A 24,189-nucleotide genomic window follows, 5' to 3' on the forward strand; every position below is an offset into this window, starting at 1 on the left:
TGCTGGCATCATTCCAATTCGTTTGCAACATGTCAAACGGCGGACGATAGTCGCCTCACCCATTGGATATGCGGCCGCGAAATCGGCCGCGGACCAATCAAAAGTCCTCACTCGTACCCGCTGCCCGAAACGGTGGCGGGTTCTTTTTACCCGGATGCAGGCCTGCTTCCGGCCGGCGCGCAGGAGACCGGAGCGCCCATGCAGAATCGGCTTGTGCTCGGCATCCTCAGCCTCTGTCTCGGCGTGTTGGTCTTTTCACTGCAGGACCCGCTGGTCAAGGCGGTGTCGAGCCGCTATCCCGTCACCGAGGTGATGGCGATCCGCTCGATCGTCGCCCTGCCGATCCTGGTTTTCCTCGTCCACGCCGACGTCGGATTGCAGGCGATCCAGTCGAAGCGGTTCGGCATGTTGACGATGCGCGCCTTCATCCAGTTCACCTCCTACACGGCCTACTATCTGGCAATCGCCGCCCTGCCGCTGGCCGACGCGGTGGCGCTCTATTTCATGGCGCCACTGTTCATCATGGCGCTGGCCGGCCCGTATCTCGGCGAACGCGTGTCCTGGCAGGCGCTCGCCACCGTCCTGGTCGGCATGCTCGGCGTGCTGGTGATGGCGCGCCCGGGTGCCGGCGTGTTCGACTGGGCGGCGCTGCTGTCGCTAGGCTCGGCTCTGCTCTACGGTTTTTCGCAACTGATGGCACGCAAGATCGGCGACACCGAATCCTCGACCGTTATGGCGTTTTACCAGAACGGCGCCTATCTGGCCGGTGCTGCCCTGGTGGCGGGGCTGTTTTGGCTGGCAGACATCGACCATGCCGTGCATCCGAGCCTCGAATTCCTAGTCCGGCCATGGGTCTGGCCGACGACGTCGGATCTGCTGAAGATGGGGGCATGCGGCTTCGTTGCCTCGGCCGGCATGATCCTGTTGTCGCAGGCCTACCGGTTGGCGCCCGCCAACAGCGTCGCCACCTTCGAATACACCGGTATCATCTGGTCGCCGCTATGGGGTTTTCTGTTCTTTGCCGAAGTGCCGCGACCGGCGACGGCGGCCGGCGCAGCCCTCATCATCGGCGCCGGCCTGTTTGCGCTCAATGCCAGCCGGCGCCGGAGCGGCGCGCCAGCCATCGCTGCGACCTGCGACCCTGCGTGAAGGCGGTCGGCCTTGGGCTTTAGGCGAAACAGGCGAGCGCCTGTTCGACGCGGGCGCGAATTTCAGCCAGCGTGAACGGCTTTTGCACGACATCGAGAATAACGCCGTCCAATTCCTCGGCGCGCTCGCGCTGATCGGCAAAGCCGGTCATCAGCATGATCTTCATCGCCGGGAACAGCGCCGCTGCCGCCTTGGCCATCTCGATGCCGTCCATCTCCGGCATGCGGATGTCGGACAGCACAAGGTCGTAGCCCCCTTGCGCCGCCCGGATCAGAGAAAGACCGTGCGCGCCGTCGGCGGCAATAGTGACATTATGCCCGGCGCGTTCGAGCGCACGGGCGGCGAGGGTGCGGACGGATTCATCGTCCTCGACGATCAAGAGCTTTGCCATGGGCAGGATATTTGGCGAGGAAAAGTTGATGTTTCCTGAAGGCGCTGAGTGTCGATGAGGCCTTTTCAGAATTCGCTCCGGCGAGTCAGATGGCGTGGTTTTCGAGAACCGGAGCGGAGCGGACGTTCGAGTCCGGGAGCTTCGCGCTTGATCCCGAACTCGGTTTCGATTTCGGAAAGCATCATGCGCAAAATCAAAAGTGCTACAGCGTCCTTTGCGCGCCCAAAGGACGCGCTGCGCTGCAGGAAGCGCAGAACACTGCGTCAGGTGGCCGCCGGAGTAGAATTATCAAAAAGGCCTCAAGCGTCGCCCTTGACCATGCCGACGAACGGCAATTCGCGAAACGCGTGGGCGACGTCCATGCCATAACCGACGACGAAATAATCGGGGCAGTCGAAGCCGACATAGTCGGCGTTGAGCGTGGTCTGGCGGCGCATGCGCTTGTCGAGCAGCACGGCGATGGCACAGCTCCTCGCGCCGCGCGACAGCATGAGGTCGCGGGTGAAGCTCAGCGTCTTGCCGGATTCGAGAATGTCGTCGATGAGAAGCACATCGCGGCCGGCGACCTCGTTGTCGATGTCGCGCAGCACCCTCACCTCACCGCTGGTTGTCCCGGCGCCATAGCTCGAGATGAAGATGAACTCGACCTCCGGCGACAGGCCGACATCGTGCATGGCACGGATAAGATCGGCGGCGAAGATGAATGATCCCTTCAGCACCGAGATTACCAGAAGGTCGTGGTAGTCGTGCCCGGCGATCTCCTTGGCAAGTTCCAGATTCCGCCGCGCGATGGCGGACGCCGAAAACAGGACTTCGATGTCCTTGCCGCGCACAACTGGCATTGGCCGCCTTTCCAGAAATGATCGCCTTGTAGGCGAAGCTGACCGAAAACGGTCTTCAACCCCGTTTCTAGGCATGTCGAGCCGTCTGGCAAGGCCAAATCTTTGGCAGGGCGCCCGCGAACCGTCCCCTGCGCGTCGCAAATCGTTTATCTGGTGACCTGTTGATTTTCTGGCGCCGTTCTAACGAACCAGCGCATGGCCGCCCGAAATCCAGAAGGCGGCCAAGGCGGCACCGACGCCGGCAATCCAGAAGATCGGCCCACCGTGCACCCATAACGGCCGTTCGACGGCGGTTTCCGGCTTGCGCAACATGTCCATGCCTTCGATCGAAGGGGTGGAAATCGTGCGCGCAGGCGGCGGCGCAAAGTCTGGACGCGTAAAATGGCGGGGCAGCACCTCATAATCGGCATCGATGACGTCGGCGGTCACGTCGCGCATGATGCGTTCCGGCTCGGCGGCCGCATCGGTCATGATTTCGCCGGAAACCGGGCGCGCGGTTCGATCCTCAGCCATCGTGGCCCAACACTACGGCACCTGTTCGCTGTTCGTTTCTTTGGGTAAACGGAAATGGTTAACGCTTCCCCACCGGAACCCCTGTGACTCGTTTGAAAAGCCCCCAAATTAACCGTCGGTTAACCATGCCGGCCGATGGTCTTTCCACAGAAAGGGCTGGCATCTTGCCGCCGAGAATTTCAGGTCGTCGAAAGTGATCCGCTTCGAAAATGTCGGCCTCCGCTATGGCATGGGTCCGGAGATCCTCCGCGACATCTCCTTGCACATTCCGGAGCGCTCCTTTCAGTTCCTGAGCGGACCTTCAGGCGCCGGCAAGACGACGTTGCTGCGGCTTTTGTTCATGTCGCTGAAGCCGACGCGCGGCCTGATCACCATCTTCGGCAAGGACCGCTCGCGCATCTCGCGCACCGAATTGCCGCATCTGAGGCGCCGCATCGGGGTGGTGTTCCAGGATTTTCGCCTGCTCGACCATATGACCACCTACGAGAACGTGGCATTGCCGCTGCGCGTGCGCGGCCGCGAGGAGGCGACCTACCGCACCGACGTCACCGAGCTGCTGAAATGGGTCGGCCTCGGCGAACGCATGCATGTGCTGCCGCCGGTGCTGTCTGGCGGCGAGAAGCAGCGCGCCGCGATCGCCCGTGCGTTGATCGAGCAGCCCGAGATCCTGCTCGCCGATGAGCCGACCGGCAATGTCGATCCACCGCTGGCACGACGCTTGCTGCGGCTGTTCATCGAGCTCAACCGGCTGGGCACTGCCGTGGTGATCGCCACGCACGACCTCGGCCTGATGGAACAGGTCGACGCACGGCGCATGATCCTGGCCGGCGGAAGGCTGGACATCTATGACTGAGCTCTCCGTCGAACATTTCGAGGGTCACGACGCCGCAGCGGCCAAGCCCCGCGTCCAGCGCAAGATGGCGCCGATCGTGCCGGCGCAGAACATCGCCGGCCGGGCGCTGGTGCTGGTCATCGCCATCATGACGTTTCTGTCCTGCCTGACGTTTGGCGCAGTCACGCTGGTGCGTGACACCGCCTCGGTCTGGGAGAACCAGATCTCGCGCGAGGCGACCATCCAGATCAAGCCGGTCGACGGCCTCGACATGGAGGCCGCGCTTGCGCTGGCCTCGCAGATCGCCGGCGAATTCCCTGGCGTGAAAAGCGCCAGGATCGTCGACCGCGAAGCAACGGCCCGGCTGCTCGAGCCTTGGTTGGGCTCGGGCCTGAACATCGATGAGCTGCCGGTGCCGCGCCTGATCATCATCACCATCGACGAGAACAGTCCGCCCGATTTCGCCGCACTGCGCGCGGCGATCACGCCGAAGCTGCCGAGTGCATCGCTCGACGATCATCGCACCTGGGTCGACCGGCTGGTCACCATGGCCCGCACCACGGTAACGATCGGTCTCGCAGTGCTGGCGCTGATGCTGTCGGCGACGGTGCTGACCGTGGTGTTCGCGACGCGCGGCGCCATGGCCGGCAACGGCCACATCATCGAGGTGCTGCATTTCGTCGGCGCCGAGGCGCGCTTCATCGCGCGCGAATTCCGCCGGCATTTTCTGGTCACCGGCATGAAGGGCGCCGCGGCGGGCGGCGCCGCGGCAATCCTCGTCTTCATCGTCTTCTCCTGGTGGTCGTCACGCAACATGGCAACGCCGCAGGCCGACCAGGCGACCGCCCTGTTCGGCAATTTCGCCATCGGCTCGGCGGGTTATCTCGGGGTCGCTGTCATGGTGCTGGTGATCGGCGCGCTGACCGCGGCAACCTCCCATTTCACCGTGGTTACCTATCTCAGCGACATCGACATTCGCCAGCCGGACGCCGGCTAAAGGAAAGATCGATCACGGATGAAAACGCATCGTCACGAAAATTGCATTTTTTTCCTACCAAAGGCCGTATTTCGGGGTTAACCATTTCATGATGGACGTTCGGGACTCGACCGATACCGCTGGGTGCATGCCAGTGCTGGTTGCGCGTCCGCATGAATTCGCCGGGCCTGATGAATTTGCCAAGCCGGATCAGTTCGCCAAACACGGGCGGCTGCTGGCAGCCCGCTCCTTACGCCTCTCGGCTCTCCTTCTGCTCGGTCTTGTGGCGTTGTTTGTCGCCGGCTTCGGCTGGTTCGCCAATACCGTCAGCCGTCTGACGACGCCCGCCAATCCGGCAAGGGCCGACGCTATCATCGTGCTGACCGGCGGTCAGTCGCGCCTCGACGCCGCAATGGGGCTGCTTGCGTCAGGCAAGGGCGAGCGGCTGCTGATCAGCGGCGTCCATCCCTCCGCCAGCCGCCGCCAGCTTCAGGCCGCGACCGGCGGCGACAAGAGGCTGTTTTCCTGCTGCGTCGACATCGACCGCGCCGCGCTCGACACGATCGGCAATGCCGAGGAAAGCGCCAAATGGGTCGAGGACCACGCCTACGGCACCGTCATCCTCGTCACCAACAATTATCACATGCCGCGCAGCCTGCTGGAAATGGGACGGCTGCTGCACGGCGCCAGGCTTGAACCCTATCCGGTGGTCAACACCAACCTTGGGAATGGCGGCTGGCTGACCAAGCCGGAAGCGCTGCGCGTGCTGTTCACCGAATACAGCAAATACCTGCTGGCGCTGGCGCGTGGCATCATGCCGGTGAAGCAACCGCCCAACAGCGTCACGCTGGCCGACGCCGCGGGCGGAAACTGAACGGCACCGGCAGTTTTTATTCCCTGGCTGTTGCACCCGAGCGCAAGCGCGCGATCTCCTGCTCGAGCCGTTCTATACGCCTGTCGCGTTCGGCCAGAGCCGCCGCCACATCGGCCGCTTCGAAACGCTGCGGGATGTGCTGTGAGCAATTGGAATCCCAGGCAGAAACGGTAAACAGGATGACCTGTTCGGGTCGCGCTTTGTAGTCTTGCGGCACCAGCTTTGCCATCAGTTCGGCATCGCCCTCGACGACCTGCGCTGTGCCCCAGATCTTGATGCGCTGCCGGTGGGCATAATCGATGAGGAACAGGAAAGCCTGTGGGTTGTCGCTGAGATTGCCTTGGGTGATGAACTGCCTGTTGCCGGAAAAATCGGCAAAGCCGATCGTCCGTTCGTCGAGCACCTTGAGGAAACCGGCAGGCCCGCCGCGATGCTGGATGTAAGGCTGCCCGTCAGCATTGGCGGTCGACAGGAAGACGCTGGTCTGCGCCTCGATGAAGGCGGCGAGATCGGGCGTGATTGCCGCCTGCCAGCCACCACGCTCCTCAACACGGGCATAGGCCTGGCGCGAGCCCTTGCGGGCTTGGATCGCCTTCACCGTCGGTGTGAAGGCAACATCGCTGGTGTGAGCGTTCATGAAGACCCTCCTCAACTGCCGAGCTACGCTGCATTACTCACCGAAAAGTAGATACTTCCATCTTCGAGAAGCAGATGCCATATCCGCGATGCGTCCTTCCATTCTTCGGAAGGGCCAATTTTTTCGGGAAAGTTATGGATCGCCTCCACTCCATGTCGCTTTTCGTTGCCGCGGCGGAGACAGGCAGCCTTTCGGCTGCCGGGCGTCGCTTCGGCATTCCGCTGACGACGGTCAGCCGCAAGGTTTCGGACCTGGAAAGGCACCTGAAGACACGGCTGTTGAACCGCTCGGCGCGGCAGCTGTCGCTGACCGATGCCGGCCACGCCTATCTCGCCGCCTGTCGTCGCATTCTCGACGAGGTCGGCGAGGCCGAGCGAATAGCCGCCGGCGAGTACAGCGCCCCGACCGGCGAACTGATCGTCACCGCGCCGATCGTCTTCGGCCGCCTGCATGTGCTGCCGGTCGTCACCGCCTTTCTCGCCGCCTACCCCGACGTAAGTGTGCGGCTGACACTCGCCGACCGGATAACCCAGTTGGTCGAAGAGCACATCGATCTCGCCATCCGCATCGGCGCCCTTGCCGATTCGAGCCTGGTCGCCGTCCGCCTGGGTTCGATCCGCCGCGTCGTTTGCGCGAGCCCGGCCTATCTCGCCGAGCACGGCACGCCGAAAACGCCGCAAGAGCTTGCAGCACACAGTGCGATCACCTTCGAAGGGCTCAACGCCTCCGCCTGGAGTTTCGCCACCGGCAAGGCCGAATTCACCGTACCGGTCCGCTCCAGGTTACGGGTCAACACCGCTGAGGCGGCAATCGATGCGGCGATTGCTGGCGTCGGCGTGACGAGGCTGCTTTCCTACCAGATCGCCGCCGCGGTTCGGTCGGGTACGCTGCGCCCCGTGCTGCAGGAGTTCGAGCCCGAGCCATGGCCGGTGAGCCTCGTCCACGCCGGCCAAGGGCTGCTGCCGGTGAAGCTGCGCGCGTTCCTCGACTTCGCCGCCCCACGCCTGAAGCAGCGCCTGCTGCAGGCGGCGTGGCAGGCGTGACGAAGGACGGCCTACCGCAAAACCGGGCCGATCGCCCGCCTCGCACCGTTTCCTTTTTGCCGGCGCTTGGTGTAACCAACGCACACCTCCTCACCGGGCACTTGCTGTATGCTCTATTTCCGCTCGCTGGCGTTCAATCTCGCCTTTTACCTCAATCTGATCGTCCAGATGATCCTCTGGACCCCGTATTATTTCCTGTCGCCGCGCCACCGCGCCTGGTTCGTGCCGAAATTCTGGTCGCGCACCAGCATGTGGCTCTACGACAAGATCGCCGGCACCAGAAGCGAGATCACCGGCCAGGAGAACCTGCCTGAAGGCTCCTTCATCCTGGCGCCGAAGCACCAGTCCTTCTGGGACACGATCGCTTTCCTGCCGTTCCTCGACGATCCCGTTTACATATTGAAGCGGGAGCTGACCTGGATCCCGTTCTTCGGCTGGTACATCTTGAAGATGCGGATGATTCCGGTCGACCGCGGCAGCCGCTCGAAGGCATTGAAGATGGTGATCGCCGCGACCAAACAGGAATTGGCGCGCAATCCCCGCCAGCTCATCATCTATCCCGAGGGCACGCGCCGGGCGCCGGGCGACGAGCCGGTCTACAAATACGGCATCGTCGAACTCTACGCGCAACTTGGCATTCCGGTGGTGCCGGTCGCTCACGTCGCCGGCCTCTATTGGCCGCGCCGCAAATTCCTGCGCTATCCCGGCACGATCAAGGCGCGCTTCCTGTCGCCGATCCCGCCCGGCCTCGGCAAGGACGAATTCATGCAACGGCTGATCGGCGAGACGGAGGCCGCCTGCGACCAGCTCCTCGTCGAGGCGTCGCAAACGCCGAACCCGCCGCCGATGCCGCCGACTGCGGTGAAAAGGCTTGGTGAGCTGGACGCGAAACCTGAATTGAAAGGCTGAGCCAACGGCCTCAGATGCCACAAGGGCTCACGGCAGGGCAGCCAGGGCGGCTGTTGCAACCAGCGTCACGGCAAACACCAGATTGATGATCCGCGAAGCCAGCGGTTTGCGCAGCAAACGTGCAAAGGCTGCGCCGGCGAGAAGCCACAAGAGATGAATGGCAACGATCATCAAGGTGAGAACCCCCAGCTTGGCTGAAATACCGAGACCGCCGGCGCCGGAAGACGCGCTGGCGAACACGGCGGCAATCGCCACATAGGCTTTCGGGTTGGCAACAGCCAGAAGAAACCCGCCAAGGAAAGTGGGAAGCGCCGCTCCACGGACGCGTGCCGTCAGTGGCGGCGCCGTCGCTATCTTGAACGCCAGGTAAAGGATGTAGGCTGCCGAGGCGACCGCCAGCAGCGCCGCGAGCTTCGGCAACGCGGCGAGAACGGCCATGATGCCCGTCGCCACCACCACGAGCACGAGGATCGTGCCAACAACGATCCCCGAGGCATAGCGGAGCGAATCCCGCAGGCCGAACGCGGCGCCGACCGCGGTGACGCTTATCGTCGCCGGCCCCGGGCTGCCCATGACGATGGCCGATGCCAGCACAAGCGCCAGCAATTGCTGCCATAGCTGCTGATCGAGAAGAACCTGTCCGGCCATGCGGCGTCCCTGCATCCTGTGACGATGTAGGACGGTAGGCAAGGCAGCGGTGCGGGTCTTGAACGATCGTGCGCGGCTATGCGCTGGCCTTGTCGAGCTCGGCGATATCGTCCGGACTGAGCTGCAACGACGCCGCACGCACCAGGCTGTCGAGCTGGCCGAGCGTCGTCGCGCTGGCGATCGGAGCGGTGACGCCGGGGCGCGCCATGACCCAGGCCAGCGCCGCTTCCGCCGGCTTGGCCGAATGTCTGGCCGACACGGCGTCGAGCGCTGAGAGAATGCGCATGCCACGCGCGTTGAGATACCCTTTCACACCGCCGCCGCGCGGGCTTTTGCCGAGATCGGCTTCGCTGCGGTACTTGCCGCTCAAAAACCCTTTGGCGAGGCTGAAATAGGTGATGACGCCGATGTCCTCGGCCACGCACAGATCACGCAGCGGACCATCGAAGAACGAGCGGTCGTAGAGGTTGTATTCCGGCTGCAGCACCTCGTAGCGCGGCAGGCCGCGCAGGCTTGCTACGTCGAGTGCGGCGCGCAATTGGGCGGCGTCGAGGTTGGAAGCGCCGGCATAGCGGATTTTGCCCTTGTCGAGCAGTTTCTGGTAAGCACCGAGCGTTTCCTCATACGGGGTCGCAGGGTCGGGCCAGTGCGACAGATAGAGATCGACGGTATCGACCTGCAGCCGCTTCAGCGAGGCATCAATGGCCTTTTCGATATAGGCGGCGGACAGATCCCTTTTGCCCTGCCCCATGTCCGAACCGACCTTGGTGATGACGACAACCCTGTCGCGGTTGCCGCGGCTCTTCATCCATTTGCCGATGATGGTTTCGGATTCGCCGCCCTGGTGGCCGGCAATCCAGCGCGAATAGGAATCGGCCGTGTCGATGGCGTTGAGACCGGCGTCGACAAAGCGGTCGAGCAAGTCGAACGAGGTTTTCTCATCGGCGGTCCAGCCGAACACATTGCCGCCCAGAACCAATGGCGCGATGGATAGGTCGGTGCGACCGAGACGACGTTTCTGCAAGGCTGATCTCCATGGTGATTCATGCTGAGGCGGGTGGGAGCCGCCGACCGGGCTAACCTATGTCGCGCCATGGCAACGTCAAACGCATAGCCTCTTTTCCAACCCGCTGGCGCTTCACAAAACCGCGACCCGCCGCGCCGTGTCCGGCTTCCAAACCAGCCCCTCTGAGGAAATTGGCAAGTTTAGCACATAGATTGTCAAATCCGCCAATTCTGGCCTTTGCCGGCCGGCCATAAGTTCCGCGGCGCCGACGCAAATTTCGGCACGGTCTGGCCAAGCCCAGACGGTTTGCCCCGGATCGTTTGTTATGGAGACCGGCATGAAAGCAATTGTATTTGACGCCATCGGCTCGCCGCGCGACGTGCTCTACGTTGACGACCTGCCGATGCCGCGGATCGGCGATGGCGAGGTGCTGGTCAGGATGGTCTCGGCCTCGATCAATCCGGGCGACTTCCTGTTTATCCAGAACCTCTATCCCGAACCGAAGAAGCCGCATTTTCCCCAGCAGATCGCGGGAAACCATGGCGCCGGCATCGTCGAAGCCGTTGGCGCGAACGTTTTGCTGGAACCGGGCACGCTCGTCGCGTTCAGCTATTATGGCAGTTGGGCCGAGTACGCGGCCATTCCCGCCGAATGGCTGATCCCGTTGCCTGCCGGCTATCCGGTCGAACGCGCCGGGCAGATGGTGAACCCCATTACCGCGTGGGATCTGATGGTGGATTCCCGTGTGCGGCCTGGCCAGTGGCTGGCTGTCACGGCCGGCTATTCGTCGATTTCGACAATGGTGATGCAGTTCGCCCAACGACGCGGCATCAACGTCATCGCTCTGGTGCGGCGCTCGCACCAAAGCTTCGATCTGAAGACGCTTGGCGTCGCCGCCATTCTTGACCTTTCGGACTTGAAGGCAGGTATCCGGGAAGCTGTGATGGATATCACCGGTGGCGCCGGATTGAACGGGATTATCGACAATGTCGGCGGACCTGTCAGCGGCGAATTGATCCGCACCCTGGCGCTCGGCGGGCAGATGGTGATCAATGGCGGCATGAGTGCCGAGCGCTTCGAACTTCACAATTTCGATGTGTTGCTGAGCGGCGTCGAGATCAGGGCGAATATCTATCGCTACTTCTTTTCGCCGCCGGTCGAAGCCGAACGACCTGTGCTACGCGAGATCATCGACATCTTCGGCCAGCCCGGCTTCCACGTTCCTGTCGGCGGTCTCCGCCCGTTGACCGAGTTCAAGCTCGCCGTGGCAAACAGCCTGGATCGCGCCGATCTTGGCAAACAGATTTTCAGGATGTAGCCCGGACCACGACGCCGCAAGCATCATGGTCAACGACCAAAGAAGCTACGTCGCGACCCGTCTTGTCACCTCTTCCAGCCAGCGATCGCTTATACCCAGTGCTTCGAGGTGCTCCAGCGTGCTGAGCACGTAATCCTCATTCCTCCCCGACTGGCCGACGGCGCCGCGAACGACGGCTGCTGCCTCGGCGGCGTCGAGCGCACCGGCATATTGCTCATGGCTGCGGTCCACGACATAGGCGATGGCTTCGACCGTCTCGCCCCCATCCGTTTCACGCTTGTCGAGGCGAACGCTGAGCACACGCTCGAGATAGACGTTGGTGACCAGCTCGCGTTCGCGCAGATAGGTGATGACCTCGTTGCGCAGCTCGCCTGGAACCCGGAACGCCAGCCCGATGCAGGAGCCGCCGCGGTCGAGGCCGAGCACCAGGCCCGGCCGTTCGCGCGAGCCGCGATGCACGAAAGAATAGACGCAGAGCGAACGGCGATAGCCATGCAGGCGGGCACGCCGCGTCTCGACATGTGCGAATCCCGGCCGCCAGATCAGTGAGCCGTAGCCAAAAACCCAAAAATCGCCCATATCGCCAAGCCTGATTGTGACGAACCACCCCACCGGTGGTGTTTCAGTCCGTCTACCTGTTGTTGCCGAAAGCGACAGCCCGCCCGTGTCACCCGCGTTAACGAAAGCCGCAGCATGACGTCAAGTGACGAGCGCCCGCCGCCCAGCCAACGTCGCCGCCTGTTGTGGCTTGCCGCTTTCATCCTCGTGCTGTTCGGCATCTACAGCGCCGGCTGGTTCTACCTGGCGGATCTGGTCGAGAGCGCAACCGAAAAGGCGGTCGCCGATCTCGACGACAACGGCATCAAGGCCGACTGCGCCAATCTTGCGGTCAGCGGCTATCCCTTCACCTTCACCCTTTCCTGCGACAGTCTGGCTTACGAGGACGACAGCCGCAACGTCGCTGCATCGACAGGCAAAATCAACGCCGCCACGCAGATCACGCGGCTTCTGTCGCCTGCCGCCGAGTTCAGGGGGCCGCTCAGGACCTCTGTTCCCGGCATGACGCCGCTGTGGATCGACTGGGATGATCTGCGGGCCGACATGAAGCTGTCCTGGCCGCTGCCGGGGCGCCTCTCGCTGCAGGCAGAAGGCCTGTCCGGCCAGACCGATCCGGCGGACGACACCGATCCTGTCTCGCTGTTCAGCGCCGGAACCGCCACCGGACAATTGCGCCCAAACGGCCAGGACATCGACTATGCCGGCAATTTCACCGATCTCGAAATCGACGCAGAGGCCATCGGCGGGCGCGTCTTGCCGCCACTCGACGGCAGCGGCGACGTGACATTGAAGAACGGTGTGACGCTGATCAAGGCAAATCCGAAGAGCCTGCGCGGCCAGGCGGTCGAAATCCGCGAGCTCGATCTGTCGTCCGGAACTGCGCGCATCACCGTTTCCGGACCGCTGTCGGTCGACAATGATGGTCTCATAAATGCCGACCTGATGATCAAGCTCAATGATCCGAAGGCCGTGGCGGCAATCCTCGCCACCGCCATCCCCGAGCAGAAGAAAGAAATCCAGACCGGCTTCGCCGGACTGGCGCTGCTCGGCAACGCACCGTCGATGCCGCTGAAGATCGTCAAGGGCAAGGCCTCGCTCGGCTTCATCCCGCTCGGCAAGATCAAGCCGCTCGACTAGAGCAATTCCAGGAAATTGTGAACGGTTTTCCGTCCGGATTGCGTCAAACAAAAAGATAGACCGGTTCGGCGTTTCCGTGAAACGATGAACCGTTCTGGGGCGGTACGGCCTGCGATCGGCTTGCCGCGGCTTATCCCTTCGGCGGGTGTTCGACTGCCTGGCGGCCGAAATCCGGTACGTCGATGTCCTGGCCGGCCTCGATAATCGAGCGGCGGACAGCGCGGGTGCGGGTGAACAGGTCGAACAGCTTTTCGCCGTCGCCCCAGCGGATCGCCCGCTGCAGCGAGGATAGATCTTCCGAGAACCGCGCCAGCATTTCGAGGATGGCGTCCTTGTTGTGCAGGCAGACGTCGCGCCACATGGTCGGGTCGGACGCCGCGAGACGGGTGAAGTCGCGAAAGCCGGAAGCCGAGTATTTGATGACCTCGGACTTGGTCACCGACTCCAAATCGTCGGCGGTACCGACGATGTTATAGGCGATGATGTGCGGCAGGTGCGAAACGATGGCCAGCGTCATGTCGTGATGCTGCGGGTCCATCGTGTCGATGTTGGAGCCGCAGCGGCGCCAGAATTCCGAGAGCTTTTCCAGCGCCACGGGATCGGTGCCGGCCAGCGGCGTGAAAATGCACCAGCGGTTCTCGAACAGTTCGGCAAAACCGGCATCCGGTCCCGATTTTTCGGTGCCGGCCAAAGGATGGCCGGGGATGAAGTGCACGCCATCAGGCACATGCGGCTGCATCTGCGCGATCACCGATGCCTTGGTCGAGCCGACATCGGTGAGGATGGCGCCCTTCTTCAGCGCCGGTGCGATCTCCTGGGCGACCGTGCCTGAAGAGCCGACCGGCACCGAAACGATGACCAGATCGGCATCGCGAACCGCTTCTTTCGCATCTGTCGTGTAGGTGTCGCCAAGGCCGAGTTGGCTCGCCCGCTCCAGCGTCGCTTCGCTGCGCGTCGAAATGGTGACTTGGCCGGCAAGTCCCTCGCGGCGGATGACGCGGGCCAGCGACGAACCGATCAGGCCGATGCCGACCAGCGCGATCTTTTCGAACATCGGTGAGGTCATGGTGCCCTAGCTTTTCAGGAATGTCGCGAGTGCTGCGACAACGCCGCGATTGGCCTCTTCGGTGCCGATGCTCATGCGCAGCGCGTTGGGAAAACCGTAGCCGGAAACGCGCCGCAATATGTAGCCGCGCGCACTGAGGTAGTCGTCGGCGGCCGCCGCCGAATGCTTTTTGTCTTCGGGAAAGTGGATCAGGATGAAATTGCCGACGCTCGGGGTCACCCGCAGCCCGAGCCCGGTCAATTGCTCGCTCAGCCAGGCCAGCCAGGTCTCGTTATGCGCGACGCTGCGCTCGATATGAGCGCGGTCGCGGATCGCCGCGATGCCGGCCTCGATCGCCGTCGCATTGACGTTGAAAGGCCCGCGCACGCGGTTGATCGCGTCGATGACGTGCATTGGCGCATAGATCCAGCCGATCCGCGCGCCACCGAGGCCCAATTTCGAGAAGGTGCGGGTCATGACCACGTTTTCCGCGCTGCCCACCAACTCGACGCCGGCTTCATAGTCGTTGCGCCGGACATATTCGGCGTAGGCGGCATCCAGCACCAGAAGCACGTTTCGCGGCAGGCCGGCATGCAGGCGGCGCACCTCCTGGAACGGCACGTAAGTGCCGGTCGGGTTGTTCGGATTGGCAAGGAAGATGATCCTGGTACGCGGCGTCACCGCGGCGAGGATCGCATCGATGTCGGCGCGTTCATCGGTCTCCTTGACCGTTACCGGGACGGCACCGGCCGACTGTATGTAGATCTTGTAGACCATGAAGCCGTGTTCGGTGATGATGGCTTCATCGCCGGGCGCGAGGTAGGTCTGCGCAAGCAGGCCCAGGATCTCGTCGGAACCGTTGGAGCAGACGATGTTCGCCGGATTGAGCCCATGCACCTCGGCGATCGCCTCCCGCAGGCGCCTGGCGCTGCCGTCGGGATAGACCGCGAGCTTGTCGGCGACCGCGCGCGCGGCCTCTATCGCCTTTGGCGAAGGACCGAGCGGGTTCTCGTTCGCCGACAGTTTGTGGACTTTGACGACACCTTCAGGCGCCGCGCTCTTGCCGGGCACATAGGCTTCGATGTCCATGATGCCGGCGCGGGGCGTTGGACGTGTCTGATCCGGTGTCTGGCTCATTCCATGAAATCCGTCGAGGAAGCCTCCATCCGGAAGCCGCAGCGGAAATACAAGCCGTGGCCCGGAATGTCGAGGGGCGGCAATTCGGGATCAATAACTTGCCGTTGACGAAGCCATGCGTCAGTCCTAGAAGAGCAGCGACAGTTCCGTGGTGATTTGGCCGGTCGGCTTGCAGCCACGTTAAACAACTTGCTAAAGGGCCGTTTGCATCTTGTAACCGGCTTTGCGAAGGCATGGCCGGTTTTTTGTTGCCCTGACTGGTTGTTGCCCGGACCGGCGGACAACTGAAGGCCGGGCAAGGAGATGTGATGGTCGCTTTGCGCGCGCGAAAAACCAACAACGAGGCCGACCAGCCGTCGAGCCCGGTGTTGCGTTTCGGCGCCGACAAGCCGCTCAAGCTCGACGCCGGCACGCTGCTGTCGCCGTTCCAGATCGCCTACCAGACCTATGGCACGCTCAACGACGCGCGCTCCAACGCCATCCTCGTCTGCCATGCGCTGACCGGTGACCAGCATGTCGCCAACACCAATCCGGTGACCGGCAAGCCGGGCTGGTGGGAAGTGCTGATCGGCCCCGGCAAGATCATCGATACCGACCGTTTCTTCGTCATCTCGTCCAACGTCATCGGCGGCTGCCTCGGTTCCACCGGCCCCGCCTCGACAAATCCCGCAACCGCCAAGCCTTACGGGCTCGACCTGCCGATCATCACCATCCGCGACATGGTGCGGGCGCAGCTGATGCTGGTCGAGCATTTCGGCATCGAACAGCTGTTCAGCGTGCTGGGCGGCTCGATGGGCGGCATGCAGGTGCTGCAATGGGCCTCCAGCTATCCCGAGCGCGTCTTCTCGGCCCTGCCGATCGCCACCGGCGCCCGCCATTCCTCGCAGAACATCGCTTTCCACGAGGTCGGCAGGCAAGCGGTGATGGCCGACCCCGACTGGCATGGCGGCAAATATTTCGAGCACGGCAAGCGACCGGAAAAGGGGCTGGCGGTGGCGCGCATGGCCGCCCACATCACCTATCTGTCGGAAGCAGCGCTGCACCGCAAGTTCGGCCGCAACCTGCAGGACCGCGAAGCGCTGACCTTCGGTTTCGATGCCGACTTCCAGATCGAGAGCTATCTGCGCCATCAGGGCATGACCTTCGTCGATCGCTTCGATGCCAACTCCTATCTCTACATGACCCGGGCGATGGACTATTTCGATCTCGCCGCCGACCATGGCGGCCGGCTGGCCGATGCCTTCGCCGGCACCAAGACCCGTTTTTGCCTGGTCTCCTTCACCAGCGACTGGCTGTTCCCGACCGAGGAGAGCCGCTCGGTCGTTCACGCGCTGAACGCGGCCGGCGCCTCGGTATCGTTCGTCGAAATCGAGACCGACCGCGGCCACGACGCCTTCCTGCTCGACGAGCCGGAACTGTTCGCCGCCATCAAAGGCTTCATCGCCTCGGCGGCCCGGGCTAGAGGGCTCGGCGCATGACCTCGAAAAGTTGCACGCTTTTCGGATCAGGACCATGTGCCAGGCATCAGCGCATGACCCTGAAAAGTTGCAGACTTTTCGGATCAGGATCATGCGCCAGGCATCAGCGCATGGCCCCGAAAAGTTGCAGACTTTTCGGATCAGGACCATGCGCCAGGCAGGAGCCGAGCCAATGAGCGTCAACCGCGCCCAGCGCGTCGACCTCGAAGTCGTCGCCGATCTCATCCCGCCGCAGTCGCGGGTGCTGGACGTCGGTTCCGGCGACGGCCTGCTGCTCGAATTGCTGCAGGCGACCAAGAAGGTCGACGGCCGCGGGCTGGAACTGTCGCAGCGCGGCGTCAACGAATGCGTGGCGCGCGGCCTGTCGGTCATTCAAGGCGATGCCGACAAGGACCTCCAATTCTATCCCGACAAGGGCTTCGACTTTGTCGTCTTGTCGCAGACCTTGCAGGCGACCCGCAATCCGAAGCTGGTGCTCGACGAACTGCTCCGGATCGGCAACCGCGCCATCGTCTCATTCCCCAATTTCGGCCACTGGCGGGTACGCTTTTCGCTGCTCTTCAACGGCCGCATGCCGGTGACCAAGGACCTGCCCTATTACTGGTACGACACCCCCAACATCCATTTCTGCACCATTCGCGATTTCGTCAATCTATGCGACGAGCTGGGCGCGACGGTGGAAAAGGCAACCGCGCTCGACGCCAACGGCCAGCGGATCGGCTTCTCGATGCCGTGGTGGTTCTGGAACTTTTTCGGCCAGCAGGCGGTATTTCTGCTGAAACGGTAGCAGGCCGCCCGCGAGCCGATCATTCCCCTTATTCAAGCACGTCGGTGGCCTTGTGCGGGTGCTCGACGCCGTCGACGAAGACCACGTCGGACTGAGAATTCGCGGTGCGCAGCGGCAAGATCTCCTGATAGGCGGGCGAGCGGTACCATCCGCGCGCCTGCTGCATGTCTGGAAACTCGATCATGACGAGGTGCCCCGGCCAATTGTTTTCAACCACGTCCACCTCGCTGCCATGCACAATGAAGCGCCCGCCGAACGGCTCAAGCGTGGCATCGATCTTCTGCAGGTACTCGACGATCGGCGGCCCCGACGTGACCTGGCGCATATGGGCGACGGCGTAGGCGGTCATGGTGTAACTCCTTGTGGTCGAAAGCCGGACAACCGGCTTGATGGGAGCAGTTTGCCGGGACGTTGCGCGCTGGTCGATTACCCCCGAGGTAATGACACCGAATACAAAACTGGCGCGCCGCTGCCGTCACCTGAAAGATATTTCTGCCTGGCACCGATGATTTCCGCCCACCTGCGCTGTCCTTATCGATGAGCGCGCCTGGATGGTCCGGCGGCCGGGAACAGAGAGGTGATCCATGGGATCGTTGCAAAATCAGAATGTCGTCGTCGTCGGAGGCAGCCGGGGTGTCGGCCGCTCCATTGCGGAGGTCGCCCTCAAGGAGAAAGCGACGGTGCTGGCGGTCGCCCGCGGAAAACAGGCCCTGGCGCAATTTGCCTGGGAGGTCTCCGGCGTGAAGACGCTCGCGATCGATGCGACGGTGGACTCCGCCCCCGATAAGGTCTTCGCCGCGCTGGAGCCGGACGTGCTGGTGATCTGCGCAGGCGCGCTGGCCCCTTCCGCGCCGGTGCACGAACAGAACTGGAAGGCGTTCTCGGCAAATTGGGACACGGACGTCAAGGCGTCGTTCCTGTTTTGCCGCGCCGCTCTGCGGCGTCCGCTCAAGCCGGGAACCCGGATCGTTCTGATCTCCAGTGGCGCGGCCTTGAGCGGTGGGCCACCCAATGCCGGCGGCTATGCCGGCGCAAAACGCATGCAGATGTTCCTGGCCGGTCATAGCCAGAAGGAGTCCGACCGGCTTGGCCTCGGCCTGCGCTTCATGGCGCTCGCGCCGATGCGGATCATGCCGGAGACCGGCGTGGGCAAGGCCGGCGTCGACAGCATCGCGGCCTATATGGGCATCCAGCCGGCGGACTTCATCGCCGCCATGACCGACATGCAAACGCCGGCCGATGTCGGACGGGCGGTGGTCGCACTCGCCACCGGCCAGCCGCAAGGCAGTTCCTTCATGGTGAGCGGGAGCGGGCTTGCCCCGGCCGCCTGAGGCGCGCGTAATGCAAACCTGACCCGGAACCCGAAAGTAGCATGACAGACGCTCAACCACCTCTGGAACCGGCACGCCAGCCGATCCTCGATCGGCTGGCCTTCGAGAAGGTCACGGCCGCGCATCGCCGCGAGCTCAAGCTGCATTGCTATCGCATGATGGGTTCGCTGCACGAGGCCGACGACCTCGTCCAGGACACGTTGCTTCGCGCCTGGCGCGCAAGGTCGGAGTTCGACGGGCGGGGTTCCGTTCGCGGTTGGCTCTATATGATCGCGACCAATGCTTGCCTTAACGCCATCAAGGCGAGGTCGAGGGCGCGTCGCATTCTCCGGGAACCCGGACGGCCGCCGTCGCACGGGGCGGCCATAGGCGGGCCTGTAGCCGAGATCGCCTGGCTGGAGCCCTACCCCGACGCCGAGCTTCCAGACATTGCCGGCAGCGAGCCAGGTCCGGAAGCCCGTTACGAGACCCGCGAGGCCGTGCAGCTCGCCTTCGTCGCCGCTATCCAGGATCTGCCGCCCAGGCAGCGCGCCGCGCTGCTGCTTGCCGACGTCCTGGGATGGTCGGCCGTCGAGACGGCGCGTTTGCTGGGCGGATCGACGGCTTCGATCAACAGCGCGTTGCAGCGCGCCCGCGCAACGCTGACGGCGCGCTATCCTGGCGGACGGCCGGCCAGCCGATCACGGCCCAACCCCGAAGAAGGCCTGCTGCTCGAACGTTACATGCAGGCCTGGCAGGCCGCCAATCTCGAAGGTTTGATCGAGCTCCTGCGTGAGGACGCCATCTATACCATGCCGCCTTGGCGCGAATGGTATCAAGGCCGCGAAGCGATCCGCGGTTTCTTCGAGACCGTCTGGCCGAGGTTCGGCGGCTTCCGCACGCTGGCCACCGCGGCCAATGGCCAACCGGCGGTCGGGGTCTATTCCCGCAGCCACGATGACCCGGCGTGGCGGGCCCATTCCCTGCATGTGTTCGAGCCAGCCGAGGGCGGGATCGCTTCCTTGACGATCTTCATAGGGCCGCTCGGCCCCAGCCTGTTCCCGGCCTTCGGCCTGCCACCGGCCTAGCTTACCCCCTAGCAAGCCTTACCGGTCGAGTTCCGGGAAATACGGGTCGGAGAAAAACCGCCGGTCGCGCTCGCCTTGCAGGCAGTCGATCGGTGCGTCGGTGCGGATCGTCCTCGGATCCTCCTTGGGATACTCGACGCCGCTGACCTCGAGGATCAGTTTGCGGCGAGTGGCGGTGGCGAATTCGGAAACCGCATAGATTGGCAGGACGAACGAGCCCGGTCCGCCGGTGACGCATTCGGCATAATACCGGTCGAGATGGCTGAAGGTCGGTGACGGGCTGATCAGGATCGGCAACCCGTTGATGACGATGCCCTTCGCCAGCGCCGCATCGCGTGCCGTTGTGACCGGCAAGCCGGTGTTGTTTGGGCCATCGCCAGAGACGTCGATGACGCGGCGTTTGGCCACGAAGGCCGTGCCATCGAAAAGCTCGGCGCCGAAGGCCACGGCACCGGAAATCGAGGTGCCGCGGAAGCTCCTGAACGGGCGGGCCGCGATCTTGTCGGCGAAAGCGTTGGCGCTCTCCTTGCTGTCGATGACGTGCCAGGCAATGACCGCATCGTCGCGGATGGTGCCGGCCCATTCGAAATAGGCGATGGCGATGCGGCCGGAAGGGCCGGCACGCACGGCATTGATGAAGTCGGGATGGCGCAGCGCCGCGACATAGCCGGCGCGCTGCAGGGCAAACTCTCTTTCATCCATCGACTGCGAGATGTCGACGGCCAGCACCAGCTCGACGTCGACGGCAATGGCATTGGCGGGCGCGGCCACAGGTGCTGCCGGGGCGCAGGCAAGGCAGGCGAGCAGGGCGAGAGCGTCAAGCATGGCCGATCGGAACGTTCCCATCTGAAACGATCGCGATAGTTTTTCGCCGCGATCGCGGCGAAATAAAGCTTGGCTTCTATTTCTTTCGGCGGGCCGAGGCGATAATCGGGGGCGGTTCGATGGCGCCTGCCCTGACACGGGCCGGCTTGAGGGGCGGTTGGCCGGCATCCTTGACGATGGTCAACGCTCGCGGGAAGAAGCGGGTATTGTGCTGGCCGCGGCCGATATTGAGGATCGCGGCGTCGGGAAGGCGCTTGTCCAGCATCGACAGCACTTGCCTCAGCGTCGCGCCGTCGAACGCGTCCAGCGCCTCGTCGATGATCACCCATTTCGGCCGTCGCAAGGCGAGCCTGGCAAAGGCCAGCAGACGCTGCTCGTCGTCGCTGAGCTCACGCTCCCAGCGCGCCGAGTGATCGAGCGAGGACGACAGGCGTTGCAGCCCGACATCGGCCAGCACCTCCGAAATCTCGGCATCGCTCGCCTCCGCCGCGCCGTCTGAATGGTTGAGCACCTCGCGCAGCCTGCCGAGCGGGAAATAGGGAGTACGCGGAACGAAGATCGGCGCTTCTCCGGCCGGCATGCCGATCCGGCCGCTGCCCCATGGCCACAGACCGGCAATGGCGCGGAAGAAAAGCGTCTTGCCGGCGCCCGGATCTCCGGTGATCATGACGCGGTCGCCGGCGCGGATTTCGACATGCGGCTCGGCAAGCTTGGTGCATCCGTCCGGCGAGGCGATCTCGAGCTTCTCGAAGGTCAGGCTGCCGTCGGGATTTTCGCCGAACGAAATGCGCCTTTCCGTGTCGTGCAGCGCGTCGGTGTCGCCAAGCGCGATGCGGAAGTCGGCGACCCGCATCAGCGTGGCGCGCCAATCGGCGATGCCGCCGATATTGTTGATGAACCAGCGCAGCGAGGAATGGACCTGGTTGAAGGCGCCGACCGCCATCATCAAGCCGCCAAAGCTGATATCGCCGGCAAAATAGACCGGGGAAGCGACGAGGATCGGCGCGACGACAGTGATCCAGCCATAGGTGTCGGTTACCCAGGAAAGATTGATCTGGGCGCTGTAGATGCGCCGCATGGCGCCCAGCACCATGCCAAGGTCGAATTCGAGCCGGCGCCTGGCATCGGCCTCGCCATGCGCAAGCGCGATGGCATCGACATTCTCGTTGACGCGAACCACCGAGGAGCGCAGTTCCGCCTCACGCGTATAGCGATCGTTGTTGAAGCGGATCAGCGGCCGCCCGACCAGCCAGCTCAACCACGAAGCTGTGCCCGCATAGAGGATCGCCGCCCAGACCATGTAACCGGGTATGGCCAGCGAATGGCCGCCTATGTGGAAGACGAAGCCGGAAGACAGCGACCACAAGACGCCAACGAACGAGGCAAGCAGGATGCAGGACTGCAGCAGGCCGATGCCGAGACCGGTCGAAAGGTCGGAGAGATGCCCGGCATCCTGCTGCAGGCGCTGGTCGGGATTGACGCCGATGGCGCCGGCATGGGTCAGCCGGAAGGCACGCGCCGGCCGCATCCATTCGCCGATCAGGTCGAGCGTCAGCGCCTCGCGCAGCTTCAGGCGAAGCATCTGGTCGAGCCAGGTCTGGCTGACATTGAGCACCACAAGCCCGCCGGCGATGCCGGCGAAGACCAGAAGCTGATGCAGGAAAGCCGGCATGTCGCGCCGCGCCAGCGCGTCGTAGAAAGGCTGGTTCCAGCGATTGAGCAGAACCTGCCCGATCGAGCTCGCCACGATGACGGCGACGATGCCGATCGCTGCCCAAAGCAATTGTTTTCGCACTGGCGAGGTGGTCAGCGCCAATTTGATTGTTGCCAGCTGCTCACGCAGGCTGCTGGCTTCGATCGACGTGGCAAGCTTCTGGGCGCTGGGCTCGACATCCGGATGATCAGCCATGAGTGGATCCTTGCATTCGGAAGCGGTGCTAAACCCCGGTGATAGGATCGACCGCATCTGCCTTCAATCGGGCAGCGAACCCGTCCGCGACAGATAGGTGAGAAAAAGCCTGCGTCGGATCACGAACGCGTCATCCTGGCGACGCCGGACGTTCGGCCCCCGACAGCCGGCCAAGCGTCGGCGCGCCATGCGGCGAGAGAACCGGCACGAAGACGCGGCGGGAGGCGCGCTGCGCCACCGGGACGCCCTGATAGAGCCGCTTCTGCGCCTCGACAACGATGACGCCCGAAAAGATCGGCCAGAAGCGCCGGCCGGCACGCTCCAGCACATTGTGGAACTGCATCATGAAACGTCGCGGCGACGGCGGAAAGAACAGCGCATCGGACCATGCCGCCGGCGTGAAATTCGCTTCGCGCAGCAATTCGGTCAGCTGGCCGCGCGAGAACGGCCGGCCATTGCCGAAAGGCGTATGCTCGAAGCGCGCCCAGACGCCTCGCCGGTTGGGCACGACGATGACGACACGGCCGGCCGGCGACAGCACCCGCCAGATCTCGTTCAGCGTCTCGCGCGGGTTCTCGACATGTTCGAGCGAATGGACGAGCAGCATGCGGTCGATGCAGGAATCGACCAGCGGCAGCTCCTCGTCGAAGACCAGGGCGGTCGCCGTCGGCCCCGTCGCCGGCCAGACCACCGCGCCCTGCGTCGCCGGCATGAAGGCAAAGACGCGCTCGGCATCGCTGCCGAAGCGCTCCAGCCACGGCAAGGTATAGCCGAGACCGACCAGCCGCTCGTTGGGCACAACAGCCCATAGCGAGGACAGCGCCATGGTGATCGAGCGTTCGGCCAGGCGCCCGAGCGTGGTCGAATAGAAGGAACGGAGGTCGACAATATCTGAATGCATGGGCGGAACGGTAGCTTCGAAGCAGTCCAAGTTCAACAAAGGCAGATGACATCGGCTGGCAGGCGCCCTATGTCTGCGCCTGTAAACGGAGAGATATGATGCCGGTCGAGATCGAACAATTCATGTGCCGCAGCGACAATTTCGGCGTGCTGGTGCATGACCCCAAAAGCGGCCAGACGGCGCTCATCGATGCGCCCGAAGAGGCGCCGATCCTGGCCGCCATCAAGCGCACCGGCTGGACGCCGACGATGATCCTGACCACCCACCACCATCTCGACCACGTCGAGGCCAATCTGGCGCTGAAGGAGCGCTTCAAGCTGCGCATCGTCGGGCCGGAAGCCGAAAAGGCAAAGATTCCCGGCATCGACGAAACCGTCGAGCAAGGCTCGGTTATCCATCTCGGCGATGAGCGGATCGAGGTCATCGCCACGCCCGGCCACACCGCGGGCCATGTCACCTATCACCTGCCGGCGTCGAAAGTGGCGTTCGCCGCCGACACGCTGTTTGCGCTCGGCTGTGGGCGGCTGCTCGAATGCAAGCCGCCGGTGATGTACGAATCCCTGAAGAAGCTCGCGGCGCTGCCGGCCGAGACGGTTATCTATTGCGGCCATGAATACACGCTGGCCAACGCCCGTTTCGCGCTGACCGTCGACCCGACCAATTCGGCGCTGAAAGAGCGTGCCGCCAAGATCGAGGCGCTGCGCGCCGACGGCAAGCCGACGCTGCCGACGACGATCGGCGAGGAACTGTCGACCAATCCGTTCCTGCGCTGGCACGATCCGGCGATCCGCAGGCATCTCGGCCTGGAAAAGGCCTCCGACGCCGAAGTGTTCGCCGAGATCCGCAAGCGCAAGGACAATTTCTGAGCGGCACCAG

The 24,189-nt window shown here is 63.6% G+C and carries 26 protein-coding genes and 1 riboswitch; of the genes, 13 read left to right on the forward strand and 13 right to left on the reverse strand.

From position 1 onward, the window contains the following. The first annotated feature begins 198 nt into the window (after positions 1-198). Complete coding sequence (locus NKH37_RS21180) at positions 199-1,149, forward strand: DMT family transporter (protein ID WP_352483513.1); 951 nt, start codon at positions 199-201, stop codon at positions 1,147-1,149. Positions 1,150-1,168: 19 nt separating this feature from the next. On the opposite strand, the gene NKH37_RS21185 is transcribed toward NKH37_RS21180, so the two are convergent. From NKH37_RS21185 to NKH37_RS21195, 3 genes are all read right to left on the reverse strand, one after another. Continuing rightward, a complete protein-coding gene (locus NKH37_RS21185) occupies positions 1,169-1,540 on the reverse strand; it encodes a response regulator (RefSeq protein WP_023721093.1) in 372 nt (123 codons plus the stop codon). Positions 1,541-1,839: 299 nt separating this feature from the next. After that, entirely contained in the window at positions 1,840-2,382 is a 543-nt protein-coding gene (gene hpt, locus NKH37_RS21190; protein ID WP_023721145.1) for a hypoxanthine phosphoribosyltransferase, read from the reverse strand. Between the two features lie 180 nt (positions 2,383-2,562). Next, complete coding sequence (locus NKH37_RS21195; RefSeq protein ID WP_245278668.1) at positions 2,563-2,853, reverse strand: hypothetical protein; 291 nt, start codon at positions 2,851-2,853, stop codon at positions 2,563-2,565. A gap of 235 nt (positions 2,854-3,088) precedes the next feature. On the opposite strand from NKH37_RS21195, the gene ftsE reads away from it, so the two are divergent. The 3 genes from ftsE (at position 3,089) to NKH37_RS21210 (ending at position 5,577) form a co-directional block, all read left to right on the forward strand. After that, positions 3,089-3,748, forward strand: a complete 660-nt coding sequence (gene ftsE / locus NKH37_RS21200) for a cell division ATP-binding protein FtsE (RefSeq protein ID WP_023677923.1) — start codon at positions 3,089-3,091, stop codon at positions 3,746-3,748. After that, entirely contained in the window at positions 3,741-4,724 is a 984-nt protein-coding gene (locus NKH37_RS21205; protein ID WP_023721095.1) for a cell division protein FtsX, read from the forward strand. Before ftsE ends, NKH37_RS21205 begins: the two co-directional genes overlap by 8 nt. Before the next feature lie 88 nt (positions 4,725-4,812). After that, positions 4,813-5,577 carry a YdcF family protein gene (locus tag NKH37_RS21210; RefSeq protein WP_352483512.1) on the forward strand — a complete coding sequence of 255 codons (765 nt, stop codon included), beginning with the start codon at positions 4,813-4,815 and terminating at the stop codon, positions 5,575-5,577. A 16-nt stretch (positions 5,578-5,593) separates the two neighbouring features. On the opposite strand, the gene NKH37_RS21215 is transcribed toward NKH37_RS21210, so the two are convergent. Then, on the reverse strand, positions 5,594-6,214 hold the full coding sequence (locus tag NKH37_RS21215; protein ID WP_352483511.1) for a pyridoxamine 5'-phosphate oxidase family protein: 621 nt from the start codon (positions 6,212-6,214) through the stop codon (positions 5,594-5,596). A gap of 134 nt (positions 6,215-6,348) precedes the next feature. Here NKH37_RS21215 and NKH37_RS21220 point away from each other — a divergent pair, with 134 nt between their 5' ends. Next, positions 6,349-7,257, forward strand: coding sequence for a LysR family transcriptional regulator (locus NKH37_RS21220; RefSeq protein ID WP_023721098.1), 909 nt, complete (start codon positions 6,349-6,351; stop codon positions 7,255-7,257). Positions 7,258-7,365: 108 nt separating this feature from the next. After that, a complete protein-coding gene (locus tag NKH37_RS21225; RefSeq protein ID WP_023721099.1) occupies positions 7,366-8,166 on the forward strand; it encodes a lysophospholipid acyltransferase family protein in 801 nt (266 codons plus the stop codon). Positions 8,167-8,193: 27 nt separating this feature from the next. On the opposite strand, the gene NKH37_RS21230 is transcribed toward NKH37_RS21225, so the two are convergent. Further along, positions 8,194-8,814 carry a LysE family translocator gene (locus NKH37_RS21230; protein ID WP_352917668.1) on the reverse strand — a complete coding sequence of 207 codons (621 nt, stop codon included), beginning with the start codon at positions 8,812-8,814 and terminating at the stop codon, positions 8,194-8,196. 76 nt (positions 8,815-8,890) lie between these two features. Further along, positions 8,891-9,838, reverse strand: coding sequence for an aldo/keto reductase (locus NKH37_RS21235; protein WP_023721101.1), 948 nt, complete (start codon positions 9,836-9,838; stop codon positions 8,891-8,893). Between the two features lie 319 nt (positions 9,839-10,157). Here NKH37_RS21235 and NKH37_RS21240 point away from each other — a divergent pair, with 319 nt between their 5' ends. After that, positions 10,158-11,138 carry a quinone oxidoreductase family protein gene (locus NKH37_RS21240; RefSeq protein ID WP_352495624.1) on the forward strand — a complete coding sequence of 327 codons (981 nt, stop codon included), beginning with the start codon at positions 10,158-10,160 and terminating at the stop codon, positions 11,136-11,138. Positions 11,139-11,183: 45 nt separating this feature from the next. Here the strand turns inward: NKH37_RS21240 and NKH37_RS21245 are convergent, their stop codons facing one another. After that, positions 11,184-11,717 (reverse strand): gamma-glutamylcyclotransferase, encoded by a 534-nt coding sequence (locus tag NKH37_RS21245; protein ID WP_352483506.1) that lies wholly within the window; start codon positions 11,715-11,717, stop codon positions 11,184-11,186. 114 nt (positions 11,718-11,831) lie between these two features. Between NKH37_RS21245 and NKH37_RS21250 the strand changes: the two genes are divergently transcribed. Beyond that, entirely contained in the window at positions 11,832-12,833 is a 1,002-nt protein-coding gene (locus NKH37_RS21250) for a DUF2125 domain-containing protein (protein WP_352495625.1), read from the forward strand. A 130-nt stretch (positions 12,834-12,963) separates the two neighbouring features. Here the strand turns inward: NKH37_RS21250 and NKH37_RS21255 are convergent, their stop codons facing one another. Both NKH37_RS21255 and hisC read right to left on the reverse strand, forming a co-directional pair. Beyond that, positions 12,964-13,899 carry a prephenate/arogenate dehydrogenase family protein gene (locus NKH37_RS21255; protein ID WP_353006104.1) on the reverse strand — a complete coding sequence of 312 codons (936 nt, stop codon included), beginning with the start codon at positions 13,897-13,899 and terminating at the stop codon, positions 12,964-12,966. A 6-nt stretch (positions 13,900-13,905) separates the two neighbouring features. After that, positions 13,906-15,015: a histidinol-phosphate transaminase gene (gene hisC / locus NKH37_RS21260; protein WP_352817679.1), complete on the reverse strand. Its 1,110-nt coding sequence runs from the start codon at positions 15,013-15,015 to the stop codon at positions 13,906-13,908. A gap of 138 nt (positions 15,016-15,153) precedes the next feature. Further along, positions 15,154-15,231: riboswitch (SAM riboswitch) on the forward strand. Between the two features lie 92 nt (positions 15,232-15,323). Here hisC and metX point away from each other — a divergent pair. Continuing rightward, positions 15,324-16,493 (forward strand): homoserine O-acetyltransferase MetX, encoded by a 1,170-nt coding sequence (gene metX / locus NKH37_RS21265; RefSeq protein ID WP_292661143.1) that lies wholly within the window; start codon positions 15,324-15,326, stop codon positions 16,491-16,493. Between the two features lie 172 nt (positions 16,494-16,665). Further along, complete coding sequence (gene metW, locus NKH37_RS21270) at positions 16,666-17,280, forward strand: methionine biosynthesis protein MetW (protein ID WP_023721109.1); 615 nt, start codon at positions 16,666-16,668, stop codon at positions 17,278-17,280. Positions 17,281-17,308: 28 nt separating this feature from the next. Here metW and NKH37_RS21275 read toward each other — a convergent pair whose 3' ends face one another. Continuing rightward, positions 17,309-17,629, reverse strand: coding sequence for a DUF1330 domain-containing protein (locus NKH37_RS21275; RefSeq protein WP_353006105.1), 321 nt, complete (start codon positions 17,627-17,629; stop codon positions 17,309-17,311). Between the two features lie 235 nt (positions 17,630-17,864). Between NKH37_RS21275 and NKH37_RS21280 the strand changes: the two genes are divergently transcribed. Together NKH37_RS21280 and NKH37_RS21285 are read left to right on the forward strand one after the other, a co-directional pair. Next, on the forward strand, positions 17,865-18,611 hold the full coding sequence (locus tag NKH37_RS21280) for an SDR family NAD(P)-dependent oxidoreductase (RefSeq protein ID WP_352483501.1): 747 nt from the start codon (positions 17,865-17,867) through the stop codon (positions 18,609-18,611). Positions 18,612-18,652: 41 nt separating this feature from the next. Continuing rightward, positions 18,653-19,678, forward strand: coding sequence for an RNA polymerase subunit sigma-70 (locus NKH37_RS21285; protein ID WP_353006106.1), 1,026 nt, complete (start codon positions 18,653-18,655; stop codon positions 19,676-19,678). An 18-nt stretch (positions 19,679-19,696) separates the two neighbouring features. On the opposite strand, the gene NKH37_RS21290 is transcribed toward NKH37_RS21285, so the two are convergent. From NKH37_RS21290 to NKH37_RS21300, 3 genes are all read right to left on the reverse strand, one after another. Next, positions 19,697-20,503, reverse strand: a complete 807-nt coding sequence (locus NKH37_RS21290) for a DUF1194 domain-containing protein (RefSeq protein WP_353041314.1) — start codon at positions 20,501-20,503, stop codon at positions 19,697-19,699. A 76-nt stretch (positions 20,504-20,579) separates the two neighbouring features. Beyond that, positions 20,580-22,412: an ABC transporter ATP-binding protein/permease gene (locus tag NKH37_RS21295; RefSeq protein ID WP_023721115.1), complete on the reverse strand. Its 1,833-nt coding sequence runs from the start codon at positions 22,410-22,412 to the stop codon at positions 20,580-20,582. A 130-nt stretch (positions 22,413-22,542) separates the two neighbouring features. After that, the gene (locus NKH37_RS21300; RefSeq protein ID WP_352483498.1) at positions 22,543-23,313 is read right to left on the reverse strand and encodes a class I SAM-dependent methyltransferase; all 771 of its coding nucleotides are present in this window, start codon (positions 23,311-23,313) and stop codon (positions 22,543-22,545) included. A gap of 98 nt (positions 23,314-23,411) precedes the next feature. Here NKH37_RS21300 and gloB point away from each other — a divergent pair, with 98 nt between their 5' ends. Further along, entirely contained in the window at positions 23,412-24,179 is a 768-nt protein-coding gene (gene gloB, locus NKH37_RS21305; RefSeq protein ID WP_353006108.1) for a hydroxyacylglutathione hydrolase, read from the forward strand. The last annotated feature ends 10 nt before the right edge of the window (positions 24,180-24,189 follow it).

It is taken from the genome of Mesorhizobium sp. M1217 (genome assembly GCF_040318275.1).
GTDB lineage: Bacteria > Pseudomonadota > Alphaproteobacteria > Rhizobiales > Rhizobiaceae > Mesorhizobium.

What these genes read in the sequence shown, in the direction of transcription:
- NKH37_RS21300 (WP_352483498.1), bottom strand. Translation starts at nt 23,313, where the DNA reads ATGCATTCAGATATTGTCGACCTCCGTTCCTTCTATTCGACCACGCTC.
- NKH37_RS21255 (WP_353006104.1), bottom strand. Translation starts at nt 13,899, where the DNA reads ATGACCTCACCGATGTTCGAAAAGATCGCGCTGGTCGGCATCGGCCTG.
- NKH37_RS21280 (WP_352483501.1), top strand. Translation starts at nt 17,865, where the DNA reads ATGGGATCGTTGCAAAATCAGAATGTCGTCGTCGTCGGAGGCAGCCGG.
- NKH37_RS21245 (WP_352483506.1), bottom strand. Translation starts at nt 11,717, where the DNA reads ATGGGCGATTTTTGGGTTTTTGGCTACGGCTCACTGATCTGGCGGCCG.
- NKH37_RS21205 (WP_023721095.1), top strand. Translation starts at nt 3,741, where the DNA reads ATGACTGAGCTCTCCGTCGAACATTTCGAGGGTCACGACGCCGCAGCG.
- NKH37_RS21185 (WP_023721093.1), bottom strand. Translation starts at nt 1,540, where the DNA reads ATGGCAAAGCTCTTGATCGTCGAGGACGATGAATCCGTCCGCACCCTC.
- gloB (WP_353006108.1), top strand. Translation starts at nt 23,412, where the DNA reads ATGCCGGTCGAGATCGAACAATTCATGTGCCGCAGCGACAATTTCGGC.
- hisC (WP_352817679.1), bottom strand. Translation starts at nt 15,015, where the DNA reads ATGAGCCAGACACCGGATCAGACACGTCCAACGCCCCGCGCCGGCATC.
- NKH37_RS21250 (WP_352495625.1), top strand. Translation starts at nt 11,832, where the DNA reads ATGACGTCAAGTGACGAGCGCCCGCCGCCCAGCCAACGTCGCCGCCTG.
- NKH37_RS21290 (WP_353041314.1), bottom strand. Translation starts at nt 20,503, where the DNA reads ATGCTTGACGCTCTCGCCCTGCTCGCCTGCCTTGCCTGCGCCCCGGCA.
- NKH37_RS21220 (WP_023721098.1), top strand. Translation starts at nt 6,349, where the DNA reads ATGGATCGCCTCCACTCCATGTCGCTTTTCGTTGCCGCGGCGGAGACA.
- NKH37_RS21240 (WP_352495624.1), top strand. Translation starts at nt 10,158, where the DNA reads ATGAAAGCAATTGTATTTGACGCCATCGGCTCGCCGCGCGACGTGCTC.
- NKH37_RS21195 (WP_245278668.1), bottom strand. Translation starts at nt 2,853, where the DNA reads ATGACCGATGCGGCCGCCGAGCCGGAACGCATCATGCGCGACGTGACC.
- metW (WP_023721109.1), top strand. Translation starts at nt 16,666, where the DNA reads ATGAGCGTCAACCGCGCCCAGCGCGTCGACCTCGAAGTCGTCGCCGAT.
- NKH37_RS21210 (WP_352483512.1), top strand. Translation starts at nt 4,813, where the DNA reads ATGATGGACGTTCGGGACTCGACCGATACCGCTGGGTGCATGCCAGTG.
- NKH37_RS21285 (WP_353006106.1), top strand. Translation starts at nt 18,653, where the DNA reads ATGACAGACGCTCAACCACCTCTGGAACCGGCACGCCAGCCGATCCTC.
- NKH37_RS21275 (WP_353006105.1), bottom strand. Translation starts at nt 17,629, where the DNA reads ATGACCGCCTACGCCGTCGCCCATATGCGCCAGGTCACGTCGGGGCCG.
- NKH37_RS21230 (WP_352917668.1), bottom strand. Translation starts at nt 8,814, where the DNA reads ATGGCCGGACAGGTTCTTCTCGATCAGCAGCTATGGCAGCAATTGCTG.
- NKH37_RS21295 (WP_023721115.1), bottom strand. Translation starts at nt 22,412, where the DNA reads ATGGCTGATCATCCGGATGTCGAGCCCAGCGCCCAGAAGCTTGCCACG.
- metX (WP_292661143.1), top strand. Translation starts at nt 15,324, where the DNA reads ATGGTCGCTTTGCGCGCGCGAAAAACCAACAACGAGGCCGACCAGCCG.
- NKH37_RS21225 (WP_023721099.1), top strand. Translation starts at nt 7,366, where the DNA reads ATGCTCTATTTCCGCTCGCTGGCGTTCAATCTCGCCTTTTACCTCAAT.
- NKH37_RS21215 (WP_352483511.1), bottom strand. Translation starts at nt 6,214, where the DNA reads ATGAACGCTCACACCAGCGATGTTGCCTTCACACCGACGGTGAAGGCG.
- hpt (WP_023721145.1), bottom strand. Translation starts at nt 2,382, where the DNA reads ATGCCAGTTGTGCGCGGCAAGGACATCGAAGTCCTGTTTTCGGCGTCC.
- NKH37_RS21180 (WP_352483513.1), top strand. Translation starts at nt 199, where the DNA reads ATGCAGAATCGGCTTGTGCTCGGCATCCTCAGCCTCTGTCTCGGCGTG.